This window comes from Acinetobacter sp. 778_lipA, assembly GCF_058242985.1.
Genome location: NZ_JBZAYT010000001.1, coordinates 3208030 through 3228352, shown reverse-complemented (window position 1 = coordinate 3228352; position 20323 = coordinate 3208030). Strand labels below are relative to the sequence as shown.

At 38.4% G+C, this 20323-nt stretch carries 20 protein-coding genes; 13 read left to right on the top strand and 7 right to left on the bottom strand.

Annotated features, from left to right (window positions below; translation table 11 throughout):
• Window positions 1-99: 99 nt before the first annotated feature.
• Complete coding sequence (locus tag AC4CUY_RS15325; RefSeq protein ID WP_490774357.1) at window positions 100-2172, top strand: M13 family metallopeptidase; 2073 nt, start codon at window positions 100-102, stop codon at window positions 2170-2172.
• A 267-nt stretch (window positions 2173-2439) separates the two neighbouring features.
• Window positions 2440-3471, top strand: a complete 1032-nt coding sequence (locus AC4CUY_RS15320) for a hypothetical protein (protein WP_490774356.1) — start codon at window positions 2440-2442, stop codon at window positions 3469-3471.
• 54 nt (window positions 3472-3525) lie between these two features.
• Here the strand turns inward: AC4CUY_RS15320 and AC4CUY_RS15315 are convergent, their stop codons facing one another.
• Window positions 3526-4518 (bottom strand): putative solute-binding protein, encoded by a 993-nt coding sequence (locus AC4CUY_RS15315; RefSeq protein WP_490774355.1) that lies wholly within the window; start codon window positions 4516-4518, stop codon window positions 3526-3528.
• Between the two features lie 372 nt (window positions 4519-4890).
• Here AC4CUY_RS15315 and AC4CUY_RS15310 point away from each other — a divergent pair, with 372 nt between their 5' ends.
• The 4 genes from AC4CUY_RS15310 (at window position 4891) to AC4CUY_RS15295 (ending at window position 6991) form a co-directional block, all read left to right on the top strand.
• Window positions 4891-5412: a hypothetical protein gene (locus AC4CUY_RS15310; protein ID WP_336951868.1), complete on the top strand. Its 522-nt coding sequence runs from the start codon at window positions 4891-4893 to the stop codon at window positions 5410-5412.
• Window positions 5413-5688: 276 nt separating this feature from the next.
• Window positions 5689-6183 (top strand): DinB family protein, encoded by a 495-nt coding sequence (locus AC4CUY_RS15305; protein WP_490774354.1) that lies wholly within the window; start codon window positions 5689-5691, stop codon window positions 6181-6183.
• A gap of 152 nt (window positions 6184-6335) precedes the next feature.
• On the top strand, window positions 6336-6587 hold the full coding sequence (locus AC4CUY_RS15300; protein WP_262780984.1) for a DUF6364 family protein: 252 nt from the start codon (window positions 6336-6338) through the stop codon (window positions 6585-6587).
• Window positions 6584-6991 carry a PIN domain-containing protein gene (locus tag AC4CUY_RS15295; protein ID WP_096734841.1) on the top strand — a complete coding sequence of 136 codons (408 nt, stop codon included), beginning with the start codon at window positions 6584-6586 and terminating at the stop codon, window positions 6989-6991. Before AC4CUY_RS15300 ends, AC4CUY_RS15295 begins: the two co-directional genes overlap by 4 nt.
• Before the next feature lie 135 nt (window positions 6992-7126).
• On the opposite strand, the gene gatB is transcribed toward AC4CUY_RS15295, so the two are convergent.
• From gatB to gatC, 3 genes are read right to left on the bottom strand one after another with little or no spacing between them, the layout of a single operon-like run.
• Window positions 7127-8608, bottom strand: a complete 1482-nt coding sequence (gene gatB / locus AC4CUY_RS15290; protein WP_336951864.1) for an Asp-tRNA(Asn)/Glu-tRNA(Gln) amidotransferase subunit GatB — start codon at window positions 8606-8608, stop codon at window positions 7127-7129.
• Window positions 8608-10086, bottom strand: coding sequence for an Asp-tRNA(Asn)/Glu-tRNA(Gln) amidotransferase subunit GatA (gatA, locus tag AC4CUY_RS15285; RefSeq protein WP_336951863.1), 1479 nt, complete (start codon window positions 10084-10086; stop codon window positions 8608-8610). Before gatA ends, gatB begins: the two co-directional genes overlap by 1 nt.
• A 52-nt stretch (window positions 10087-10138) precedes the next feature.
• Window positions 10139-10453 (bottom strand): Asp-tRNA(Asn)/Glu-tRNA(Gln) amidotransferase subunit GatC, encoded by a 315-nt coding sequence (gene gatC, locus AC4CUY_RS15280; protein ID WP_336951862.1) that lies wholly within the window; start codon window positions 10451-10453, stop codon window positions 10139-10141.
• Window positions 10454-10587: 134 nt separating this feature from the next.
• Between gatC and AC4CUY_RS15275 the strand changes: the two genes are divergently transcribed.
• From AC4CUY_RS15275 to AC4CUY_RS15250, 6 genes are all read left to right on the top strand, one after another.
• Window positions 10588-11628, top strand: coding sequence for a rod shape-determining protein (locus AC4CUY_RS15275; protein WP_004717418.1), 1041 nt, complete (start codon window positions 10588-10590; stop codon window positions 11626-11628).
• A 31-nt stretch (window positions 11629-11659) separates the two neighbouring features.
• Complete coding sequence (gene mreC / locus AC4CUY_RS15270; protein ID WP_004717416.1) at window positions 11660-12517, top strand: rod shape-determining protein MreC; 858 nt, start codon at window positions 11660-11662, stop codon at window positions 12515-12517.
• On the top strand, window positions 12504-13001 hold the full coding sequence (gene mreD / locus AC4CUY_RS15265) for a rod shape-determining protein MreD (RefSeq protein ID WP_336951861.1): 498 nt from the start codon (window positions 12504-12506) through the stop codon (window positions 12999-13001). Before mreC ends, mreD begins: the two co-directional genes overlap by 14 nt.
• On the top strand, window positions 12989-13555 hold the full coding sequence (locus tag AC4CUY_RS15260) for a Maf family nucleotide pyrophosphatase (RefSeq protein WP_336951859.1): 567 nt from the start codon (window positions 12989-12991) through the stop codon (window positions 13553-13555). The genes mreD and AC4CUY_RS15260 overlap by 13 nt, the downstream gene beginning before the upstream one ends.
• A 51-nt stretch (window positions 13556-13606) precedes the next feature.
• Entirely contained in the window at window positions 13607-15061 is a 1455-nt protein-coding gene (gene rng / locus AC4CUY_RS15255) for a ribonuclease G (RefSeq protein ID WP_336951858.1), read from the top strand.
• A 132-nt stretch (window positions 15062-15193) separates the two neighbouring features.
• Window positions 15194-15367 carry a PA1571 family protein gene (locus AC4CUY_RS15250; RefSeq protein ID WP_004717412.1) on the top strand — a complete coding sequence of 58 codons (174 nt, stop codon included), beginning with the start codon at window positions 15194-15196 and terminating at the stop codon, window positions 15365-15367.
• Window positions 15368-15450: 83 nt separating this feature from the next.
• On the opposite strand, the gene AC4CUY_RS15245 is transcribed toward AC4CUY_RS15250, so the two are convergent.
• A complete protein-coding gene (locus tag AC4CUY_RS15245) occupies window positions 15451-16902 on the bottom strand; it encodes a WS/DGAT/MGAT family O-acyltransferase (RefSeq protein WP_336951856.1) in 1452 nt (483 codons plus the stop codon).
• Between the two features lie 406 nt (window positions 16903-17308).
• The gene (locus tag AC4CUY_RS15240; protein WP_336951854.1) at window positions 17309-18043 is read right to left on the bottom strand and encodes a phosphoadenylyl-sulfate reductase; all 735 of its coding nucleotides are present in this window, start codon (window positions 18041-18043) and stop codon (window positions 17309-17311) included.
• Window positions 18044-18363: 320 nt separating this feature from the next.
• On the opposite strand from AC4CUY_RS15240, the gene thrH reads away from it, so the two are divergent.
• Complete coding sequence (gene thrH / locus AC4CUY_RS15235; protein WP_004717409.1) at window positions 18364-18981, top strand: bifunctional phosphoserine phosphatase/homoserine phosphotransferase ThrH; 618 nt, start codon at window positions 18364-18366, stop codon at window positions 18979-18981.
• 63 nt (window positions 18982-19044) lie between these two features.
• Here the strand turns inward: thrH and AC4CUY_RS15230 are convergent, their stop codons facing one another.
• Window positions 19045-20250 carry an MFS transporter gene (locus AC4CUY_RS15230; RefSeq protein ID WP_490774353.1) on the bottom strand — a complete coding sequence of 402 codons (1206 nt, stop codon included), beginning with the start codon at window positions 20248-20250 and terminating at the stop codon, window positions 19045-19047.
• Window positions 20251-20323 lie beyond the last annotated feature (73 nt).

Genomic DNA, 20323 nt, shown 5'->3' with positions numbered 1-20323 from the left:
CAGTGAATCATTGCATTTTTGCTACACATAAAGTCTGAGCTCAAGATTACTATTATTGTTTTAAATTCAAACCTTAGAAATAGAATTGAGGATATCGCTTTGAAATTTGGATTTGTAAAAAGTGTTTTAGCATCTGCAATCATGTTGTCATCTGCACCAGTATGGGCTGAAACAACAGGGCAAATCACTCAAACCACTTCAGCTATTGTGAAAGATCAAAAAAAATCGGGGATTGATCATCAATATTTTGATCAAAATATAAAAGGAAATGATGACTTTTATCAACATGTAAATGGAGGATGGTTGAAAAATACTGAAATTCCTGCAGATAAATCACGGTGGGGAACTTTTGATATTTTGCATGAAGAATCATTAAAACAATTGCATGACATTGTCGATGAGCTTTCAAAACAGCAATTGGTGGAAGGAAGTTCTGAGCAAAAAGTGGCAAGTCTATATGCTAATTTTATGGATGAAAAAAGTATTGAAGCATTGGGGATCCAGCCGATTCAAGCGGAAATTACCAATGTTGATGCATTGAAAAGCAAAAAAGATATTGCGCAATTGGCCGCACATTTTTCACGTATTGGTGTAACCAGCCCTTTTGATGTGGGCATTGACCAAGATATGAAAAATTCAACTGAAATGGTGGCAATGCTTGGACAGAGTGGTTTAGGGTTACCTGATCGTGATTATTATTTAAAAAATGATGCCAAATTTAAGAAAATCCGTTCGCAATATTTAAAGTATATTGAAAAAACTTTAAGCCTAGCTGGAGACAAGCAAGCCGCCCAGCATGCGCAAGGGATTTTAAAATTAGAAACTCAAATCGCCAAGATACAATGGAGTAATGTCCAAAACCGTGATGTAACAAAACTCTATAATATTTATAAAACGCAAGACTTAGCCAAACTTAGTCCAAAAATTGATTGGCAAACTTATCTAGAAAAACAAGAATTGTCCGATAAGATTAAAACCATACAAGTCATTCAACCGAGTTACTTCAAAGGTTTAGGCCCAATTGTTGACAATACCTCATTAGAGGTTTGGAAAGCTTATTTTAAATTTCATTTAGTCAGTGATTTTTCATCACTGCTTAGTCAAGCTTTCGTAGACAATAGCTTTGATTTTTATAGCAAACAGCTCAGAGAAATCAAGGAACAGAAACCACGTTGGAAGCGTGGTGTGCAATTGGTTGAAGGAACTTTAGGTGAAAGTCTGGGCCAGATTTATGTGAAAAAGTATTTTTCTGCTGAGAAAAAACAACGCATGGAAGTCTTGGTGCAAAACTTAATGAAAGCATACTCTCAAAGCATAGACAAACTGGATTGGATGAGTCCAACAACGAAAGTTCAAGCGCAGAAAAAGTTAGCAAGTTTTGCGGTGAAAATTGGTTATCCAAACAAATGGCGTGATTATTCAGCTTTAGAAATCAAAAATAATGACTTGATTGGAAATGTGATCCGTTCACGTGAATTTGAACATCAATATGCCTTAAATAAATTGGGCAAGCCTGTTGATCGTGATGAATGGGGCATGACACCGCAAACCATCAATGCGTATTACAATGCCTCTTTAAATGAAATTGTCTTTCCAGCAGCGATTTTACAACCCCCATTCTTTGATATGGATGCCGATGATGCAGTGAACTATGGGGCGATTGGTGCAATTATCGGACATGAAATCAGTCATGGTTTTGATGATCAAGGCAGTCAATTTGACGAATTGGGCAATATGAAAAATTGGTGGACGGCAGAAGACCATCGAAAATTTAAAGAAAAAACCAATACATTGGTTGCTCAATACAACGCTTATGAGCCAATCAAAGGCTATCATGTCAATGGTGAGTTAACTTTAGGCGAAAATATTGCAGATAACTCTGGATTGGCAATTGCTTACAAAGCTTATCAACTGTCTTTAAATGGCAAGGATGCGCCAGTATTGGATAATTTAACAGGTGAACAACGCTTTTATATTGGATGGGCACAAGCATGGCGTTCTAAAATTACTGATGCAATGCAAGTTGAATTCTTAAAAAGAGATCCGCATTCACCTGATAAAGTTCGTGGCAATGCTACCTTGCTAAATCAAGCGCCATTTTATGATGCTTTTCATATTCAGCAGGGCGATAAAATGTATTTACCTGCCAATAAACGCGTGACCATTTGGTAATAATCTGACCTAAAAGCCTGCCAAGCTGTATCAACACTTGGCAGCTTTTTAACATTTTTTTCACATGTTGTATAAATAAATCGCAATGGAATAGATGTCTAGATAGAGCTTTTTAAGTTTTAACTTAATTGATTATCTCTAATCATTTTTTTTGTGACTTTTTTATCACTTTATTTCGATAAATAGTTAATAAATTCAATGTAATAAGTTTGTTGTTTTGAGTATTTTAAGATATTTTTATGCATAAATATAATTGAGAAATGTCAGGTGAATTTAAAAATATTCTTATTGTTGAGTGGGGTAGGTTTTGTATTGCAGGGTTGTACAACCATGAATACATCAACATCAGACGCTTTTAAACAATATGCTTCTGCTCAAGAACTCATTGAGAAGTACAATATTAATGAAAACAATAGCGCATCTAAAGAATATGTTTATGATTGGGGATCAAAGCAAAGTGATCAGCAGGTGCAGTCTTTAACACCCAAAAGTTACTTAAACCGTTATTGTAGTGCCAAAGGTGGTCATTTTTCTCAAGTGCAAAAAAGCACAATGAGTTCGGTTAAGGATATTTGGGCAAAAAAATTATTAAATACTTATAGCAGTGTTAAACAGGGGATCGGTGCATACCAATGTACTGAAAGTAATGGTCAGCAATGGTATGTATCTATCGAACCTTTATCTGAGCGTAAACTTGATCAAACTAGAACTCGAGTTGTAAATTTGCAAACCAAAGTTTTATCTTTGGATGAGCTTAACAAATTCTATAACAACAAAAGTAATATGGCGACAGTTACCCAAGAAAAGAAATCTAAAAATAGTCATTCAAAAAGCAGTGATGCAAAAAGCACTGATATAAAAACGAACAATTCAAAAAATATTGCTATCAACAACGTAGCAAAAACTGCCCCTGTTAAAGTCGTGGAAGAAAAAAAGCCAGTCGCCACAATTGCAGATGAAGTAAAAGAAAGACTTCAGCCTGAAAAAATCGTGACTACACCGCAATCACAACAGATGCAATTATATACATCAGCGCGTAAGGATTTAGGGCGGGGGCAAAATCAGATCAATGCCTGTAACAATGCAGAACGCGCCTATAATTATGGACGCTTGCATGGGGCAAGTGGAATCAATGTCTATGCCGAATCAGGTGTAATGGTGGCAAGATGTTTAACCAATGTGCCGGGTTACAGTCAGCGTTTTTCTAATCCGCAAGATCGAGCCAAACGTATTTTACAGAATCTGGCGGCTAATCAAAATCATGCTGTTGCCAAACATATGTTAAAGCAGATTAAGTAATGGAATGGGGTATTTCATCTCAATGGAGTGAAATACCCGAATAAACAAAAAGCTTTATTCATCATTTAATGAGCATTCAAAACTACTCGGATTCTCTTTACAACGAACTTTTTTGAGGAAATTCATCATTTGTGGATCATAAATACCTGATTTAGTCAGTGCAATACGAGATTCACGCATCATTTTGATATAGTTTAGTTGTTCATTGGCTGGGATATTCATCCAATATTTTGCGGGAATTTCTTTTTCATATTTTGCTACGATGTTAAATGTTCTGCCCAATTGACTCGCGACCCAAGTTCGAGATTTTTGTCCAAAGCCTTGAGGGAATTTGTCTTTGCGAATAATAAAATTGGCCGAAATTTGAGTCAGTGGAAATTTTACAATTCCGCCTTTTTCTCCTAGGCCCTTATAGAGCTCAAAAGGTTTAAATGCAACAACAGGTGCAGGAAGAATATCAATTTCATGATTGTTAAATTTAGCGCCTGCACTGGTGACATCAACAGAAACAGCTTGTGCGCCCACTTGTTGAACCAATTTTGGTTGCGCTTCGTCATAACGGAACACCCCAATTTTTTTACCGGCAGCTTTTGCTAAAGTATTGATATTTTTGTCATTTACAAAAAGATATGCTGGGCCAATTGTACCTAATCCTGCAATTTCATAAGGACCATTGACCATTTTCTCCGCTGCTCGAGGTAAAGACAATAATTTATAGGCTGAAATGGCTGTTTTCATATCCGTTAATGCACCGATCGCATCTAAGGAGCCAATATATTTATTAAATTGGCGCCCACGTAAACCACTGATAATGGCACCATCACATTTACCCACTTTTAAGTCTTCTGCGGCGAGACTTTCGTCAGTAACGGCTCTTAAATCTATATCAGCACCCCAATTTTTTGCTTCAAGTGCATAATCTTTAGCTAGGGCATATGCATCACCTGCTTTACCAACCGGATCAAAAACACATACAACTTGCTTTGCAAAAGCAGGTATTGAAAGTGCGAATAAAGTAGTTATTGTGAGAGTTTGAACCATTTTCATATATATTTCCCTATAAACAGTTATGGCATATCTTATTAAAACGTATGTGCTATTGATGAACTAATGACCATGAGGATTGTTTTTTATGTCAAAAAATCCAACAAATGTAGGTTTTTGAATATAGATTATCGATTGAGATCTGAGATATTGGTCTTTTAGATCTTTAATCAGTTTAAGTTAGATGATGGATTAAGAAAGTATTTTATTTTTGAAATTTGAGATGCTTTCTATTTTTAAATACAACCTAAATATTGAATCGAGTTTAGCACAGCAAACAAGATTATTTTCATTAGTGGTTGTTTACAGAGTCATAACAGGCGAATAGGTAGCGCTTGTGATACAAAGGATTTAATTTCGAATTGGACTTTGTTTATGTCACGCCAAATTTTCTCCTCAATGTATTCTAAATTTTCCCATATGGGTCGTTCTGTATTTATGGCGACGGCATTAATGGGAACAGCACAATTTGCTGTCGCAGGACCAACCGTTGATCAACTTAGCGATTGTTTGGTAAAAGCAACCACAGCAACAGATAAAACTACAGTATTACAGTGGACCTTTGCTGCGTTATCTACACACCCTGATCTAAAAGCATTGAGTAATGTTAGTGATGCACAAAGAACACAACTCGATCAAAAGTTTGCTCAGGTTTTACAACGGGTGATTGTAGAGCAGTGTGCCGCACAGACCAAAGCAGTGATTGCCGCTGAAGGTGTGCAAGCAGTAGGTGACAGTTTCCAAGAGCTAGGTCGTACGACAGGTGAAGATATTATTAAAAACCCTGAAGTGAAAAAACAGTTACAGGGTGTATTGCGTTATATCGACTTAAATAAATTGGTGATGACTTTTTTAACCCCTGATATTTGGAATAAGTTGGGTGTGATTCGTCCATAAATCACTTTACCTTTACAGAGCAAGACTTCTTATCTGTTTAAAGGAGTGGGAGTCTTGATGATTCAATTGAAATAATTATAGAAATTTCAACGAAGCTCTTCTTATTATTGAAAGGGTTTGGGGAGTGGAATGAATGCATCAAGAAAGCTTATTAAAGCTAAATTGAGTCTTTGTGTGTAAAAACGTGGCATTTGAGGATATTTAAAAGATTGGTTTTTTTCAGTGATTGCATGCTATCTTGATGATTTGATTCAAAGAAAGCTTTAGGTCAATTTAATGAATTTTGAAAAACTCTTTTTATATAAACAATGGTCAGATCAGCGGTTATTTAAAGCCGTAGATCAGATCAATCAAGTGCAATATTTAGAAGATTATAATTTTGCCAAGCAACAATTCAATCATATGATCATTGTCGAAGAGCTATTTAGATCTCGACTAGAAAACAAAAAAGCATTGCACACCCAAACCAATACTGAATTTTTACCCTCCTTAGATGAACTTAAGCATCGAATTGCTGAATCACATTTATGGTTTATTGAATTTGTCCAAAATATTCCATCGAATCAACTTGCTGAAATTATTCATTTTCAATTTATAGATAAAAAAACGGGCAGTCTTTCAATAGAAGAGATCTTCTTTCATATCATCAATCATGGAACATACCATAGAGGCAATATCGCACATGCTTTACATCATGCTCAGGTGGTTCATCCTGCCGATACATATACAGTCTTTATTCATCAGTATGAACCTGAACGTAGAGCGCTTTGATAGTTTAAAAATAGCAGATGATTTTTGCTTTCTGATATTAGAAATAAGTTAGGTATGCGAAATCAATCGTTGTCTCATTTGGTTAAAATTTAATTGTTAAAAATTAACCAATACGTATAATTAATTAAATGATACGTATGAGGTGAAATCTTATGCAAGCGAAATTAACTTTATCTATAGATAAAAAAGTGATTGAACGGGCGAAACTTTATGCTCAGGAACATGAGCAGAGTGTTTCGAGTTTGGTTGAAGCTTATTTAGATCGTATTTCAGCACACACTGAAATTTCGAGTGATGTTCAAGCGCCTATTACTGGAAGTTTGACTGGGATGTTTGCCATTCAAGACCAAGGGCAAGATTATAAGGCATTGCTTTCTGAAGCTCGAATGGAAAAACATAAATGAGCGAGCGGATATTTATTGATTCTGATGTAATTTTGGATGTGGCTTTAGCGCGTCAGCCTTTTGTTGAGGCAAGTCAAACTGTTGTAGCGTTGTGTGAGAAAGGGCATTTTACAGGGTGCATTTCTTCGAACAGTGTTGCCAATATTTATTATATTTTGCGTAAGTTGGGCGGTGATGAGAAAGCGCGTCTTTTTATTCAACAACTTTTAAAATTCTTGGTAATTATCCCTGTTGATCATGTTGGGATTTCTCAAGCGTTGGTGTCTAAGTTTTCTGATTTTGAAGATGCAATTCAATATTTTTCTGCGTTGAGTTTTGGTTGTAGCAAAATCGTGACGAGAAATATTCAGGACTATAAATTTGCTGAAATAAGTGTTGTTTTACCGAGTGCTTTTATCGGCTGAGGGTATTTTGCCAGATAAAAAAATGAGAAAAATAATAGATTTAAATGTATGCCAAATTTTAAAAACTAAACATATAAATACTTTAAACAAAGAAAACCCGCTCTAAAGCGGGTTTTCTTTTAAAATTAAATCAGCTTAACCAATCAATTTCTTCATCAATTCATTGACTTGAGCAGGGTTGGCTTTACCACGAGAGGCTTTCATTACTTGACCAACTAGACCGTTGAATGCTTTCTCTTTACCAGATTTATACTCTTCAACCATCTTCTCATTGGCAGCAAGCACTTCTTTGATAATGGCTTCAATGGCACCTGTATCAGTTTCCTGTTTCAAGCCTTTTTCAGCAATGATGTCATCTGCAGTTTTGCCTTCTTCCCACATAAAGCCAAACACTTGCTTAGCAATCTTACCGCTAATGGTATTGTCAACAATACGTGCGATCATCCCACCCAGTTGTTCTGCTGAAACAGGAGAGTCTTGAAGTTCAAGGCTGGCTTTATTTAAAGCACCAGAGAACTCACCCATCACCCAGTTGGCAGCAACTTTACCTTGAGCCGCGCCGCCAGAAGCAGTAACAACCGCTTCATAGAAGTCAGCCAATTCACGAGATAGAGTCAGTACATGTGCATCATATTCAGTCACAGCAAAGTCTTCGATAAAACGCGCACGACGCGCTTTAGGTAACTCAGGAAGTGCAGCACGAGCAGCTTCGATTTGCTCATTGGCAATGATCACTGGAAGCAAGTCAGGGTCAGGGAAGTAACGGTAATCGTTGGCTTCTTCCTTAGAACGCATTGAACGTGTTTCCATTTTGTTCGGATCGAACAAACGGGTTTCTTGATCAATACGACCGCCATCTTCCAAAATGTCCATTTGACGTTGAATTTCAACATTGATGGCTTGTTCGATAAAACGGAATGAGTTGAGGTTTTTTAACTCACAACGGGTACCAAATGGTTGCCCAGGACGACGTAACGATACGTTACAGTCAGCACGGAATGAACCTTCAGCCATATTACCGTCAGAAATCCCTAACCAACGCACCAAAGTGTGAATCGATTTGATATAAGCAACAGCTTCTTCAACTGAACGCATATCAGGTTCAGACACGATTTCAAGTAAAGGTGTGCCAGCACGGTTTAAGTCGATACCAGACATGCCTTCGAATTGATCGTGAATTGATTTACCTGCATCTTCTTCCAAATGCGCACGGGTCACGCCTATACGCTTCACTGTGCCATCTTCAAGCTGGATGTCGATATGACCTAGCCCGACGATAGGATTGTCCATCTGGCTGATCTGGTAGCCTTTTGGCGAGTCTGGGTAAAAGTAGTTCTTACGCGCAAATACAGAGGCTTGATCGATATAGGCATCAATCCCCAAACCAAAACGAATCGCAAGATCAACCACTTCTTGGTTTAGCACAGGAAGTACACCTGGCATTGCCAAGTCAACAAGGCTGGCTTGAGTATTCGGATCTTGACCAAATTCAGTTGATGAACCTGAAAAGATTTTAGACTGAGTTGCAAGCTGTGTGTGAATCTCAATACCAATAACGACTTCCCAACCGTCAATCAGCTTTGACACGGACGGTGCTAACTTTTGAGCTTCGGTCATTATGCATTCTCCTCAGCAATTGCCGCACGTTTAGTATGCCAATCTGTATTTTGTTGATATTGATGCACAATTGAAAGCAATTGTGATTCTGACCAATAGTTACCAATTAACTGTAAACCTACTGGGAGATTATTCGTATCAAAACCAACAGGTGCGTTAATGGCTGGTAAGCCCGCTAAGTTCACCGCAAGTGTATAGATATCGCCTAAATACATTTCGGTTGGACTCAAGTTCGCACCGATTTTGTATGCTGTCGTTGGTGCAGATGGTGCTGCAATGACATCGACATTCTCAAAAGCTTTTAAGAAATCCTGTTGGATTAAACGACGAACTTTTTGTGCTTTCACATAATAAGCATCGTAATAACCAGCAGAAAGCGCATAAGTACCAATCAAGATACGACGTTGTACTTCTGCACCAAATGCTTCTGAACGAGAGCGTTTATAGAGATCTAAAATATCTGTTGGGTTTTCACAACGGTAGCCATAGCGAACACCATCATAACGTGACAAGTTAGAAGATGCTTCCGCAGGTGCGATCAAATAATAAGTTGGTACATAGGCTTCAGTCATGTTGAGGTCAATTTCAACCAACGTTGCGCCCATGTCTTGCAATTTTTTCAACGATTCTTCAACACGTGTCTTAACTTCTGTATCGAGGCCTTGAACATTGAAGTATTGTTTTGGAATACCAATACGTAAACCTTTCACAGCTGTTGCATTTAAGTTTGCAACATAGTCATCCACTTCTTTGTTGATAGAGGTTGAATCTTTGAGGTCATGTCCAGCAATGGTGTTCATCAAAAAAGCACAGTCTTCAGCAGAACGTGCCATTGGGCCACCTTGATCCAGTGATGATGCAAACGCAATCATCCCGAAACGAGAGACACGGCCATAAGTCGGTTTAAGACCAGTTAAGCCACAGAAAGAAGCTGGCTGGCGAATTGACCCACCTGTGTCGGTACCTGTTGCCAGCGGTGCAAGATCAGCCGCGACAACAGCAGCCGAACCACCAGAAGAGCCTCCAGGAACATGTTCTAAATTCCATGGGTTTTTAGTCGCACCGTAGAATGAACTTTCAGAGGTTGAACCCATTGCGAATTCATCCATGTTCACTTTACCTAAAGTCACTAGGCCAGCTGCTTTGGTTTTTGCCACTACAGTTGCATCATAAGGTGAAATGAAATTGTCCAGCATTTTTGAACCCGCAGTGGTTTTAATCCCTTGGGTACAAAAAATATCTTTATGCGCCAGTGGAACACCAGTCAATACGCCAGCTGTTCCAGATTTTAGTAAGTTGTCAGCAGCATCAGCTTGTGCCAACGCTTGTTCGGGAGTGACCGTTACATACGATTTGACACGATCATCAATTTTCGCAATACGATCCAAATAATGCTGAGTCAATTCACGAGATGAAAATTGGGCAGATTTTAAGCCTTCTGTCATTTCACGAATCGATAAACGGTGTAAATCAGTCATGAGTACAATTCTTTACGATTAATTTTTTAAAATAAGTTCATTTGATCAAATATTATTCAATCACTCTCGGAACAAGGTACAAACCATCCTGAGTTGCAGGAGCAATGGCTTGATATTCTTCACGATGATTCACTTCAGTCACAACATCTGGACGAAGTGGTTGCGGATTATCAAATGGACTCTTAAGTGGCTCAACACCATCGGTATTGATCGCTTTTAAGGTCTCCATCATTCCTAAGATTTTATTTAAACTTTGAGCATATTCAGCAGATTGCGTATCATTCAGCGACAATCGAGCAAGATTGGCGATTTGCGATACAGTTTGTGCATTTAATTCTGCAGAATGCTGAACATCTGAACTTGACATGATGTCTCACCTAATCAGTTTTAAAAAAATTCAAAATATCGTGCGTTATAATAAGCGATTGACTTGTTCAAATCATCACATTTAGTTAAAGTTGCCATCTTGCGTCCATATAAAGTTTAAACTGAGAACGACCCGTGATTCTAAAACGACTAATTGGCTTGTTTTCGCCAGATCTAGCCATTGATTTAGGTACTGCAAATACACTTATTTATGCACCAGGAAGGGGCATTATATTAAACGAACCGACAGTTGTGGCAATTCGTCACAGTGGTTCGCAGAAAATTGTTGCAGCTGTAGGTTTAGATGCTAAGCAAATGCTTGGTCGTACCCCAGCCAATATTTCTGCAATCCGTCCGATGAAAGATGGTGTTATTGCAGATTTCGAAGTTACTGAAACCATGTTAAATCAATTTATTGGTAAAGTGCATGAAAAACGTTTATTTCCACCTGCACCTCGTGTAGTGGTATGTGTACCATGTAAATCAACATTGGTAGAACGCCGTGCGATTCGTGAAGCTGTGTTTAACGCAGGTGCACGTGATGTACGTTTGATTGAAGAGCCTATGGCTGCTGCGATTGGGGCGGGTATGCCTGTTGAGCAAGCGTGTGGTTCTATGGTCGTAGATGTGGGTGGTGGTACAACTGAAATTGCCATCATTTCCTTACAAGGTTGTGTGTACGCAGATTCTTTACGTATTGGTGGTGATGTTTTTGATGAACAAATTATTAACTATGTACGTAAAGCACATGGTTGTGTAATTGGTGAAACAACGGCTGAAACTATCAAAAAAGAAGTGGGTATGGCTGTTGCTGACGGCACAACTTTAGAAATTGAAGTTCGTGGTCGTAACCTTGCTGAAGGTGTACCGCGTGCGATTACGGTTACCTCAGATGAGATTACCCAAGCGATTTCTGATCCATTACAAAGTATTGTTTCTGCTGTGAAATCGGCACTTGAGCAAACTCCACCTGAGTTATCTTCAGATATCGCTGAGCGTGGTATTGTGCTGACAGGTGGTGGTGCATTACTGCGTAACCTAGATAAGTTGCTTGCTCAAGAAACAGGTCTACCTGTTGTTGTAGCAGAAGATCCTTTAACTTGTGTAACACGTGGTGGCGGTAAAGTCTTAGAATTCTTTGACAATCCAAACCATGATATGCTTTTTGTAGGCTAAACTATACTCGATTAAGTTTAAGGATGAGGCGGTGCAACCGAATCTCTTTTCAAGACAACCGCCATCTTTTCGCTCGTTCATCATTGCGGTCATCACTTGTTTGGTAGTGCTGTTTTTTAACTGGCGCATGCCACAAGTGATTCAACCGGCAAGAGATGTCTTGTATGCGGCATATAATCCAATTTATGCCTTAGCAAGTTATCCTGTATTGTCGAAAGAATGGCTAAATCAACAAACTAAATCTGAGGCTCAGTTACGTCGTGAAAATACTGCGATGCAAGCTGAATTGCTTCAGGCTCAAGTACGTCTGCAAAAACTCTCTGAACTTTCTGCTGAAAATACCCGTTTACGTGGTTTGCTTGATACGCCATTGATTATCGATGGGCGTATGGAAATTGCAGAAGTGATTGGAACCGATGCTGACCCATTGCGCCATATCATTATCATCAACCGCGGTGAAGCTAATCATTTAAAAGTCGGGCAAACCGTTTTAGATGATAAAGGAATCATGGGGCAAATCATCAACGTCTATCCCCATAGTAGTCGCGTTATGTTACTTTCCGATAAAGAACATTCTTTATCTGTACGTTTAGAAAGCTCAGGTATGCGCGCCATCGTGACGGGTACTGGTGATTTAGGACATTTGAAAATGGAATATGTTCCAACAAGTGCCAATATCAAAGTGGGTGATAAGGTCTATAGTTCAGGCTTAGGTCAACATTTTCCAGCCGGTTATTTGGTCGGTTCAGTATCTAAAGTTATGCGTCACAACACGGGTGAGTTTGCGCAAATTGATGTGGTTCCAGCTGCACAATTAGCAGGCGGTCATCATGTTGTGGTACTTTTCTCAGATTCTTTAGCGATGGAGCAGCCAAATGTTGATCGCTAAAAGATTACCTTCTGAAAAGCAACGTAAAGATCCATTATGGATCATTGTTGTATCCATTATTATTGGTTCAATTTTAGTGGTGTATCCGATGTCCTATGCGATAGCAGGATGGCGACCACTATATATGTTTTTGATCATGCTGTTTTGGGTGTTGTGTCAACCTACATGGTGTGGAATTTGGTTTGCATTTACCATGGGTCTATTTACCGATCTATTATTAGATGCACCTTTGGGGATGAATGCGTTGAGCTATGTGCTGATTGCATTTTTAACTCGTTATTTTATTCGAGAAAGACGTGTGCTGACATTTAGTAATCTTTGGATTATTAGTATGTTTGCAATCCTAGCACATTTGGTATTTACCTTTATGGCACAAGTGATGGCAGGTACGCATTTTTCGATTACCCGTCATTGGCAGACATTGGTTTCGAGTATTTTTTGCTGGCCAGTTCTTTATTATTTATTAAGAAGATGGCGCATTTAATTCTGGCCTCAGGCTCGCCAAGGCGTAAAGAGCTGCTTTTACAAGTGGGCTTGGATTTTAGCATCCACAGCCCAGATATTGACGAATCTGTCTTAGAGCATGAACAGATTGAGCAGTATGTACAACGTTTGGCTGAAAGCAAAGCCAAAGTGGTATTGAAATTGTACCCGCAAAGCACTGTCATTGCAGCAGATACAAGCTTGGTTTTTGCCAATCAAATTATTGGTAAGCCAACATCTAAGCAGCATGCTTTTGAAATATGGACATTATTGTCAGGTCAAAAACATGAAGTATTGACAGGTGTTTGCGTTGCAAATGCACATCAATTATTGAGTGTCGTGGTTCGCACGCAAGTTGAGTTCCAACAATTCAGTCTGAATGATATGGAAGAATATTGGGCTACAGGTGAACCTTTGGGGAAAGCTGGCGCATATGCAATTCAAGGCATTGCGGCAAAGTATGTGATAGGTATAAATGGTAGTTATAGCAATGTGGTTGGGCTACCGTTGCATGAAACGATACAGTTACTTGATCGTATAGATCAGCGCAGTTGAGGCACTAAATTAACTGCTGAAAAGAATTTTTATAATGTTTTGAGTTTAGTTATGTCTGACGAGTTATTGATTAACGTCACACCTATGGAATGTCGTGTGGCGCTAATTCAAAATGGTACGGTTAACGAACTGTTTGTTGAGCGGACTGTTAAACGCGGGTTAGTCGGGAATATTTATAAAGGAAAAGTTGTCCGTGTACTTCCAGGGATGCAAGCAGCCTTTGTGGATATTGGCTTATCACGTACTGCATTCTTACATATCAATGATATGATTTGGTCGCGTAATCAACCTACGCCGAATGTCTTTGAGTTATTACAACCCGGTCAAATTCTGACAGTTCAAGTGATGAAAGATATGTTGGGTACTAAAGGTGCACGACTGAGTACAGATCTTTCTATCCCATCTCGTTATCTTGTTTTGATGCCATATGGCAGCCATATTGGGGTATCACAGCGGATTGAGTCCGAAGAAGAGCGTGACCGTTTACGTTCAATGATTGAAAGGATTCAAAGTGAGCATAAGTTGCCTGGTTCGGTCATTGTACGTACAGCTGCTGAAGGCATTGAAGAGGCTTCAATTGCTCAAGATATGGCGTATTTAGCCAAGCTTTGGGAATTTATTCAGAAAAAACAAAAAATTATTGCAGTTCCTTCGTTGATTTTTGAAGAGCTTCCTTTACCACAACGTGTTATTCGCGACTTAGCCAATGATGATACGGCAACGATTTATGTCGATTCAAGAGAAATACATGCCAAGTTGCAAGAGTTCGTTTGTGAATTTGTACCGAGTATGGAAAGCCGTTTGCAGCATTATCCTGGTGAACGTCCACTTTTTGATTTGTACAATGTCGAAGAAGATATTCAAAAAGCATTACAAACCCGAGTTGCATTGAAGTCGGGTGGTTATCTGATGATTGATCAGACTGAGGCGATGACTACAATTGATGTCAATACAGGTTCCTATGTCGGTGGTCGTACACTAGAAGACACTGTGTTTAAAACCAATATGGAAGCAACTCAAGTGATTGCACGCCAATTACGTTTACGTAATTTGGGTGGCATTATTATTATCGACTTCATTGATATGCAGGAAGCTGTACATCGTGAAGAGGTCATGAATCAATTTGATAAAATGCTTGAACGTGACCATGCAAAAACTAAAATTACTCAAGTTTCCGAACTTGGCTTAGTTGAAATGACACGTAAACGTACACGTGAATCTTTGGAGCATTTGTTGTGTGAATCATGCCCAACATGTCAAGGGCGCGGATTTGTGAAAACAGCTGAGACAGTATGTTACGAAATTTTTCGAGAAATCTTAAGATATACCCGTGCTTATGAGTCTAAGAGTGGCTTTACTGTTATAGGTCATCCATCTGTAATTGATCGCCTGCTCACTGCGGAAGCCCCAGCAGTCGCGGATTTAGAGCATTTTATTAATCGTGTGATTAAATTCCAAGTCGAAAATTTATACACGCAAGAGCAATACGATATCATTTTAAGTTGAAATTGTAACAGGATATCGTTAAACAGTTGTTACATCTGAAATTTTACTTTTAGGACTGATTTCACAATACTAGATTACAAAGGTAGCCAAAGACTTTCTCCCTTCCACAGTCTTAGCAAGTGAGGTCAAAAAATGAGTGTAAGTGAACAATTAATCAGTCGTAGTATAAAACATGTATTGGAAAGCCAACCTAAAAATACATGTGTCATGTTAGATGACAATGGTCAAGAAGTGAAAATTACCAAAGACATGGTTGTAAATGTCTGTCATCAACTGTTAAACAAGTGTCGTAATGTTAAAGATTAAGGGGCATTAATTAGCCCCTTAATTTTGAATCAATTTATGTTTTATATTTAAATTAACCCTAAAATAAAATCAATTATAAAATCTTATACTGACTTTCGTTCGGCAATAGATTCTTTCAGTTTGGCTTGAGTATCTGCTTTTGTTTGAGCATTTGGCTTTTTATCGGCAAGTTCAACTGCATTTTTCTCAGCAATAATGTGCTCAAATTTTTGGATTTCATTTTCTAAATGAGTCAGAAGATTTTGCAATTTAGGCAGAGATTTACGGCAACCGGTTAAACCCACTTCTAATTTGTCTAAATAACTAGTCATGGTGATATTCAGTGCTTGACCATCCAAAACAATTGAAACAGGGTATAGGGCATCTAATTTAGCGCCATTCCAATACAAAGGTTCACGTGGTCCAGGTACATTGGAAATAATCACATTAAATGCCTGACGCTTTGGCATAAGTCCTGATGCAATATTGATGCCTGCTGCACCAAAAACGAAAGCACTATAGTTTAAGATTTGATCGGAACTCATACGTTTAAAACGATTTTTTGCATTTTGTACACTGCGCTTAATGATGTCTAAACGTTCTAACGGACTCTCTTTATGGGTTCCTAAATTTGCCAAAATCATGGTGATACGATTACTCATATCTGAGTCATCATCACGTAATGAGGCAGGAACCATTGCAATCAGTGGCTTTTTCGGTAAAGCCTCTTGTGTGATTAAATAATCACGTAACGCGCCCGCACAGACAGCCAGTACTACATCATTAATCGTGACGCCAAGAGCTTTGGAAATATCTCTGAAACGGTCAAGTTCAAAGGACTGGGCAGCGAAACGACGTGATGAACTTACGCGTTGGTTAAATAAACTACTGGGTGCTTGAAAGCTTGAAACATAATCGGGGTTTTTCCCCATTTCTTTAAATACAGTTTGGAATAGCTCTTGGGTGACCTTGGGGGCTGCTTCAACTTGTCCTTTTAGTGCAGAGAATATTTTTTTAGCTTTATCCAGTTTGGTTTCCTTTAAACGTTTTGCACGTTTACCTTCGACACACCAAGGAGGAATAATGGTTTTGGAATCAGCATCTTTTGAAAATGATTTTTCTAAAAGACGCATACCTGCTACACCATCAATCATGGCATGGTGGATTTTAAAGTACATGGCAAAACGATTGCCTTCAATGCCTTCAATAATATGACAAGTCCAAAGTGGCTTTGCTCGGTCAATCAGTGAACTGTGTTCTTGTGAAATATAAATCAATAATTCACGGATACGTCCTGGATGAGGTAATGCGATATGACGGAAATGATGATCAATATCAAATTCTTCATCTTCATCCCAAAACATACCACTTAAGCGATTGTTAAAAGGTGGGACCGGGATAGATTTTGAGTTACGAATATCCGCAACGAGATCTTGAATGAATGTAGAAGGCGCATGTTCGGGTATTTCAAATAAGAATAACCCACCAACATGCATGGGTTGTTGACGTTTTTCTAAATTTAAAAAAATAAAATCAATGGGGTGTAATGGGCGCATAGTCTTGGATTGCCTCACTGCAATTTCTACCACAACTCATTTATGAGTTGGTGAATTGTTAGAATTATAGAGCCGTGTAACTTGGGTCTGTTGATCATTCATCCATGGTTACAACGATGACATGTTGGAAAACAATTTGTACATCGCTGCGTCTTGTGGTGCCGACAAAGCAGTGCTTTGTAGATACTCAGTGTATAGCTAAAATTATCTCAGTCTGTGTGATGAAACTTGAAAATAGTATTGCTATTTTTACATGTCGTTACCTACTCAACTCTAGCCCACAACGCAAGCTATAGGGGAAATATCAACAAATCTTAGTATAAAACTTTTCTAAGCGTAAAATCCAAGCATTTCGATGAACGATAAGTTAATAAGAAGCCATGAGTTTTCATGACTTTTTCTACTATTACTTTTTTAAGTTACCTGCATGTAAGCCACATTCTTTATGCGTTGCTTCTTCCCACCACCAACGGCCTTCGCGTTCATGTTGATTTGGCAATACTGGACGGGTACATGGTTCACAGCCAATTGAGATAAAACCCTTTTCATGTAATGGATTATAAGGAATCTCCATCATACGAATATAGTTCCATACATCCGCACTGGACCAATTTGCCAATGGATTATATTTAATTAGTTGTTTCCCTTCACCAGAAAAACCACTATCCACTTGAATAACTGGTATTTCTGTACGTGTGCCTGGACTTTGATCTTTGCGTTGTCCTGTGATCCAGCCATCTAAAGTGGCTAATTTTTTACGTAAGGGCTGAACTTTACGAATACCACAGCATTCTTTATGATCATCTTGATAGAAACTAAATAAGCCTTTTTCATTAACCAATTGTTGAACGGCATCAGCTTCAGGAAAGCAAATTTCAATTTTAATCCCATAGTGCTTACGAACTGTTTCAAGAAATTGATAGGTTTCAGGATGTAAACGGCCTGTATCTAAACTAAAAACACGAAATGGTTTGCCTAAATTATGTGCCATATCGATAAGAACAACGTCTTCTGCGCCAGAAAATGAAATTGCAATTTCACCTTCCTGAGAAAGCGCAAGTTCTAAAATTTCAGAAGGTGATTTGTCGGCATACTCAGTCGCAAGTGCGTCCACAAGATCTATGGTTGGAATGGCGGTCATATCTGCTCCTGGCAGTTAGCTTGAAGCTACATTTTTCGTAAACATATTCAAAAGATATTTGAATTTAAGCATTTTGGCAAAAATTAGCTCAATTCAACTTCTGTGAATTGCTGCTTTTGACAATCAGATATTTTAAAGTAAATGAAATATGCCACTTAGCAGATTAATTAAAATGCTTATGAATAAAACAGATTTGTAAACATTTACAAGCCTTATGCATAACCAAATGAAATAGATTTGCTGTAAAAACTTTCAGCATTCTTTTTAAACTTTAGTGCTATGATAAGCCCAAAATTTTTAACTGACATTTGGGAGAACCCATGGAAATCGTATGTCTTGATCTTGAGGGTGTATTGGTACCAGAAATCTGGATCAATTTTGCTAAAAAAACAGGAATCAAAGAATTAGAAGCAACAACTCGTGATATCCCTGACTACGATGTGTTGATGACTCAACGCTTAAATATTCTTAAACAGCATGGTCTAGGCTTAAATGACATTCAAGCTGTGATTGCAGACATGGGGCCATTTCCGGGTGCAAAAGAGTTTGTAGAATGGTTACGTACCCATTTTCAGTTGATTATTCTTTCAGATACATTTTATGAGTTTGCACATCCGTTGATGCAACAGTTAGGTTGGCCAACAATTTTCTGTCATAAATTAGAAACTGATGAAAATGGTATGATCACTGCGTATAAATTGCGTCAACCTGATCAAAAGCGTGAAGCTGTAAAAGCATTACATGGTCTAAATTACCGTGTCATCGCAGCAGGCGATTCGTATAACGATACAACAATGTTGGGTGAAGCTGATCATGGTTTCTTATTTGATGCGCCTGAAAATGTGATTCGTGAATTTCCACAGTTCCCACCAATTCATGGCTATGACGCCCTTAAAGAAGCAATTCGCAAAGCATCTATCCGTGATATTCCTGCTTAATCTAAGATTTAAATCCAAAGGCGCTCAATGCGCCTTTTGTTTTGCTTTGATTTTTAACATACTTTAGTGGATGTTCTGTTTATTTTTAAAAGCAAAAACAAACGCCAAGCTGGCCAACAAAATAATCATACAAATATAGACATCTGCTGTAAAAATTAAGCCAACTTTATTGACAAAGTATCCAGCAATAATCGCAGGTATACTAAAGGCCAAATAGCTTTCAACAAAAAATGCGGCCATTAAACCTGCACGTTGTTCAGGTAAAGCTAAGGGCATTACAGCACGAATTGCACCCATAAAACCTGTACCAAAGCCAATCCCAGTCACCACAGCACCAATAAACAATAAGATTGGTTGCACCAGATGAATGCCAAGCAAAATAACACTTGAGCCCAAGACAATCGTAATTGCAGCAGTAATTAGAATTTTAAATGTTGACGCATTGCGCAGTGTTAAAATCCCAACAGCCCCTGAAACTGATAGAGTAATAAACATCATGCCATTCAGCCATGCCGATTGCACATGGAAAGCTTGAGCCAGCAATGACGGCATTAACGAGAGGAAGAACCCACTGACCATCCATAACGAGATATTAATTGGACTTACGATCAAGAGTGCTTTTCGGGTTTGTACTGGAATAGTCAGTTGCGGTTTTAATGATGCCAAAGCACCCACACGTTTAGTTGCTGTTTCAGGGCTAAAAATTGCGATAAAGCTGGTAGATACAAAAAGAAAGATGAGTATTTCAAAAATTAGTGTCAATGGAACAGTTGAAAACTCTAAAACAATACAGGTCATCAGCATACCCGCAGCCATGCCGAGCATTGGAGAAATACTATTAATTAAAGAACCCTGTGTTTTACTTAAATCAAGTAAAGCTGCTCCAAATGTAGATGCGGCTAAAGCCGTGGCAATACCTTGCAAACCTCGTGCGATAAACAGCATTTCGATATTGGATGCAAACAAGAAAAAGCCCATGGACATAATTTCTAAAATCAATGCCACAAAAATAACTGGCTTACGTCCAATATAATCAGACAATGATCCTGCCACCAATAAGGTTAATAGCAATGCAAACGCATAGGTGGCAAAGATAAGCGTTAATAAAACAGGAGAAAAATGGAAGTGTTGTTGATACAAACGATATAACGGTGTTGGTGCGCTTGAGGCTGCCAAAAAGGTCATCAGGGTAAAAGTATGTGTGTACAGTGCAGCATTATGGCTTAATTTATAGGAAGTCACTTGACGATTAAAATTAGAGTTGCGCATAATCAACATGTACATAAAAGCTATTAATTAGCTTTTATACCGTATTTTGGATTAAACACAAAGGTTTAGCTAA

Excerpts from the sequence above, each read along its gene's own strand:
- AC4CUY_RS15260 (WP_336951859.1), top strand. The coding sequence starts at position 12,989 with ATGGCGCATTTAATTCTGGCCTCAGGCTCGCCAAGGCGTAAAGAGCTG.
- gatB (WP_336951864.1), bottom strand. The coding sequence starts at position 8,608 with ATGACCGAAGCTCAAAAGTTAGCACCGTCCGTGTCAAAGCTGATTGAC.
- AC4CUY_RS15310 (WP_336951868.1), top strand. The coding sequence starts at position 4,891 with ATGTCACGCCAAATTTTCTCCTCAATGTATTCTAAATTTTCCCATATG.
- AC4CUY_RS15305 (WP_490774354.1), top strand. The coding sequence starts at position 5,689 with ATGAATTTTGAAAAACTCTTTTTATATAAACAATGGTCAGATCAGCGG.
- AC4CUY_RS15245 (WP_336951856.1), bottom strand. The coding sequence starts at position 16,902 with ATGCGCCCATTACACCCCATTGATTTTATTTTTTTAAATTTAGAAAAA.
- AC4CUY_RS15240 (WP_336951854.1), bottom strand. The coding sequence starts at position 18,043 with ATGACCGCCATTCCAACCATAGATCTTGTGGACGCACTTGCGACTGAG.
- gatC (WP_336951862.1), bottom strand. The coding sequence starts at position 10,453 with ATGTCAAGTTCAGATGTTCAGCATTCTGCAGAATTAAATGCACAAACT.
- AC4CUY_RS15315 (WP_490774355.1), bottom strand. The coding sequence starts at position 4,518 with ATGAAAATGGTTCAAACTCTCACAATAACTACTTTATTCGCACTTTCA.
- AC4CUY_RS15250 (WP_004717412.1), top strand. The coding sequence starts at position 15,194 with ATGAGTGTAAGTGAACAATTAATCAGTCGTAGTATAAAACATGTATTG.
- gatA (WP_336951863.1), bottom strand. The coding sequence starts at position 10,086 with ATGACTGATTTACACCGTTTATCGATTCGTGAAATGACAGAAGGCTTA.
- rng (WP_336951858.1), top strand. The coding sequence starts at position 13,607 with ATGTCTGACGAGTTATTGATTAACGTCACACCTATGGAATGTCGTGTG.
- AC4CUY_RS15295 (WP_096734841.1), top strand. The coding sequence starts at position 6,584 with ATGAGCGAGCGGATATTTATTGATTCTGATGTAATTTTGGATGTGGCT.
- mreD (WP_336951861.1), top strand. The coding sequence starts at position 12,504 with ATGTTGATCGCTAAAAGATTACCTTCTGAAAAGCAACGTAAAGATCCA.
- thrH (WP_004717409.1), top strand. The coding sequence starts at position 18,364 with ATGGAAATCGTATGTCTTGATCTTGAGGGTGTATTGGTACCAGAAATC.
- AC4CUY_RS15300 (WP_262780984.1), top strand. The coding sequence starts at position 6,336 with ATGCAAGCGAAATTAACTTTATCTATAGATAAAAAAGTGATTGAACGG.
- AC4CUY_RS15230 (WP_490774353.1), bottom strand. The coding sequence starts at position 20,250 with ATGCGCAACTCTAATTTTAATCGTCAAGTGACTTCCTATAAATTAAGC.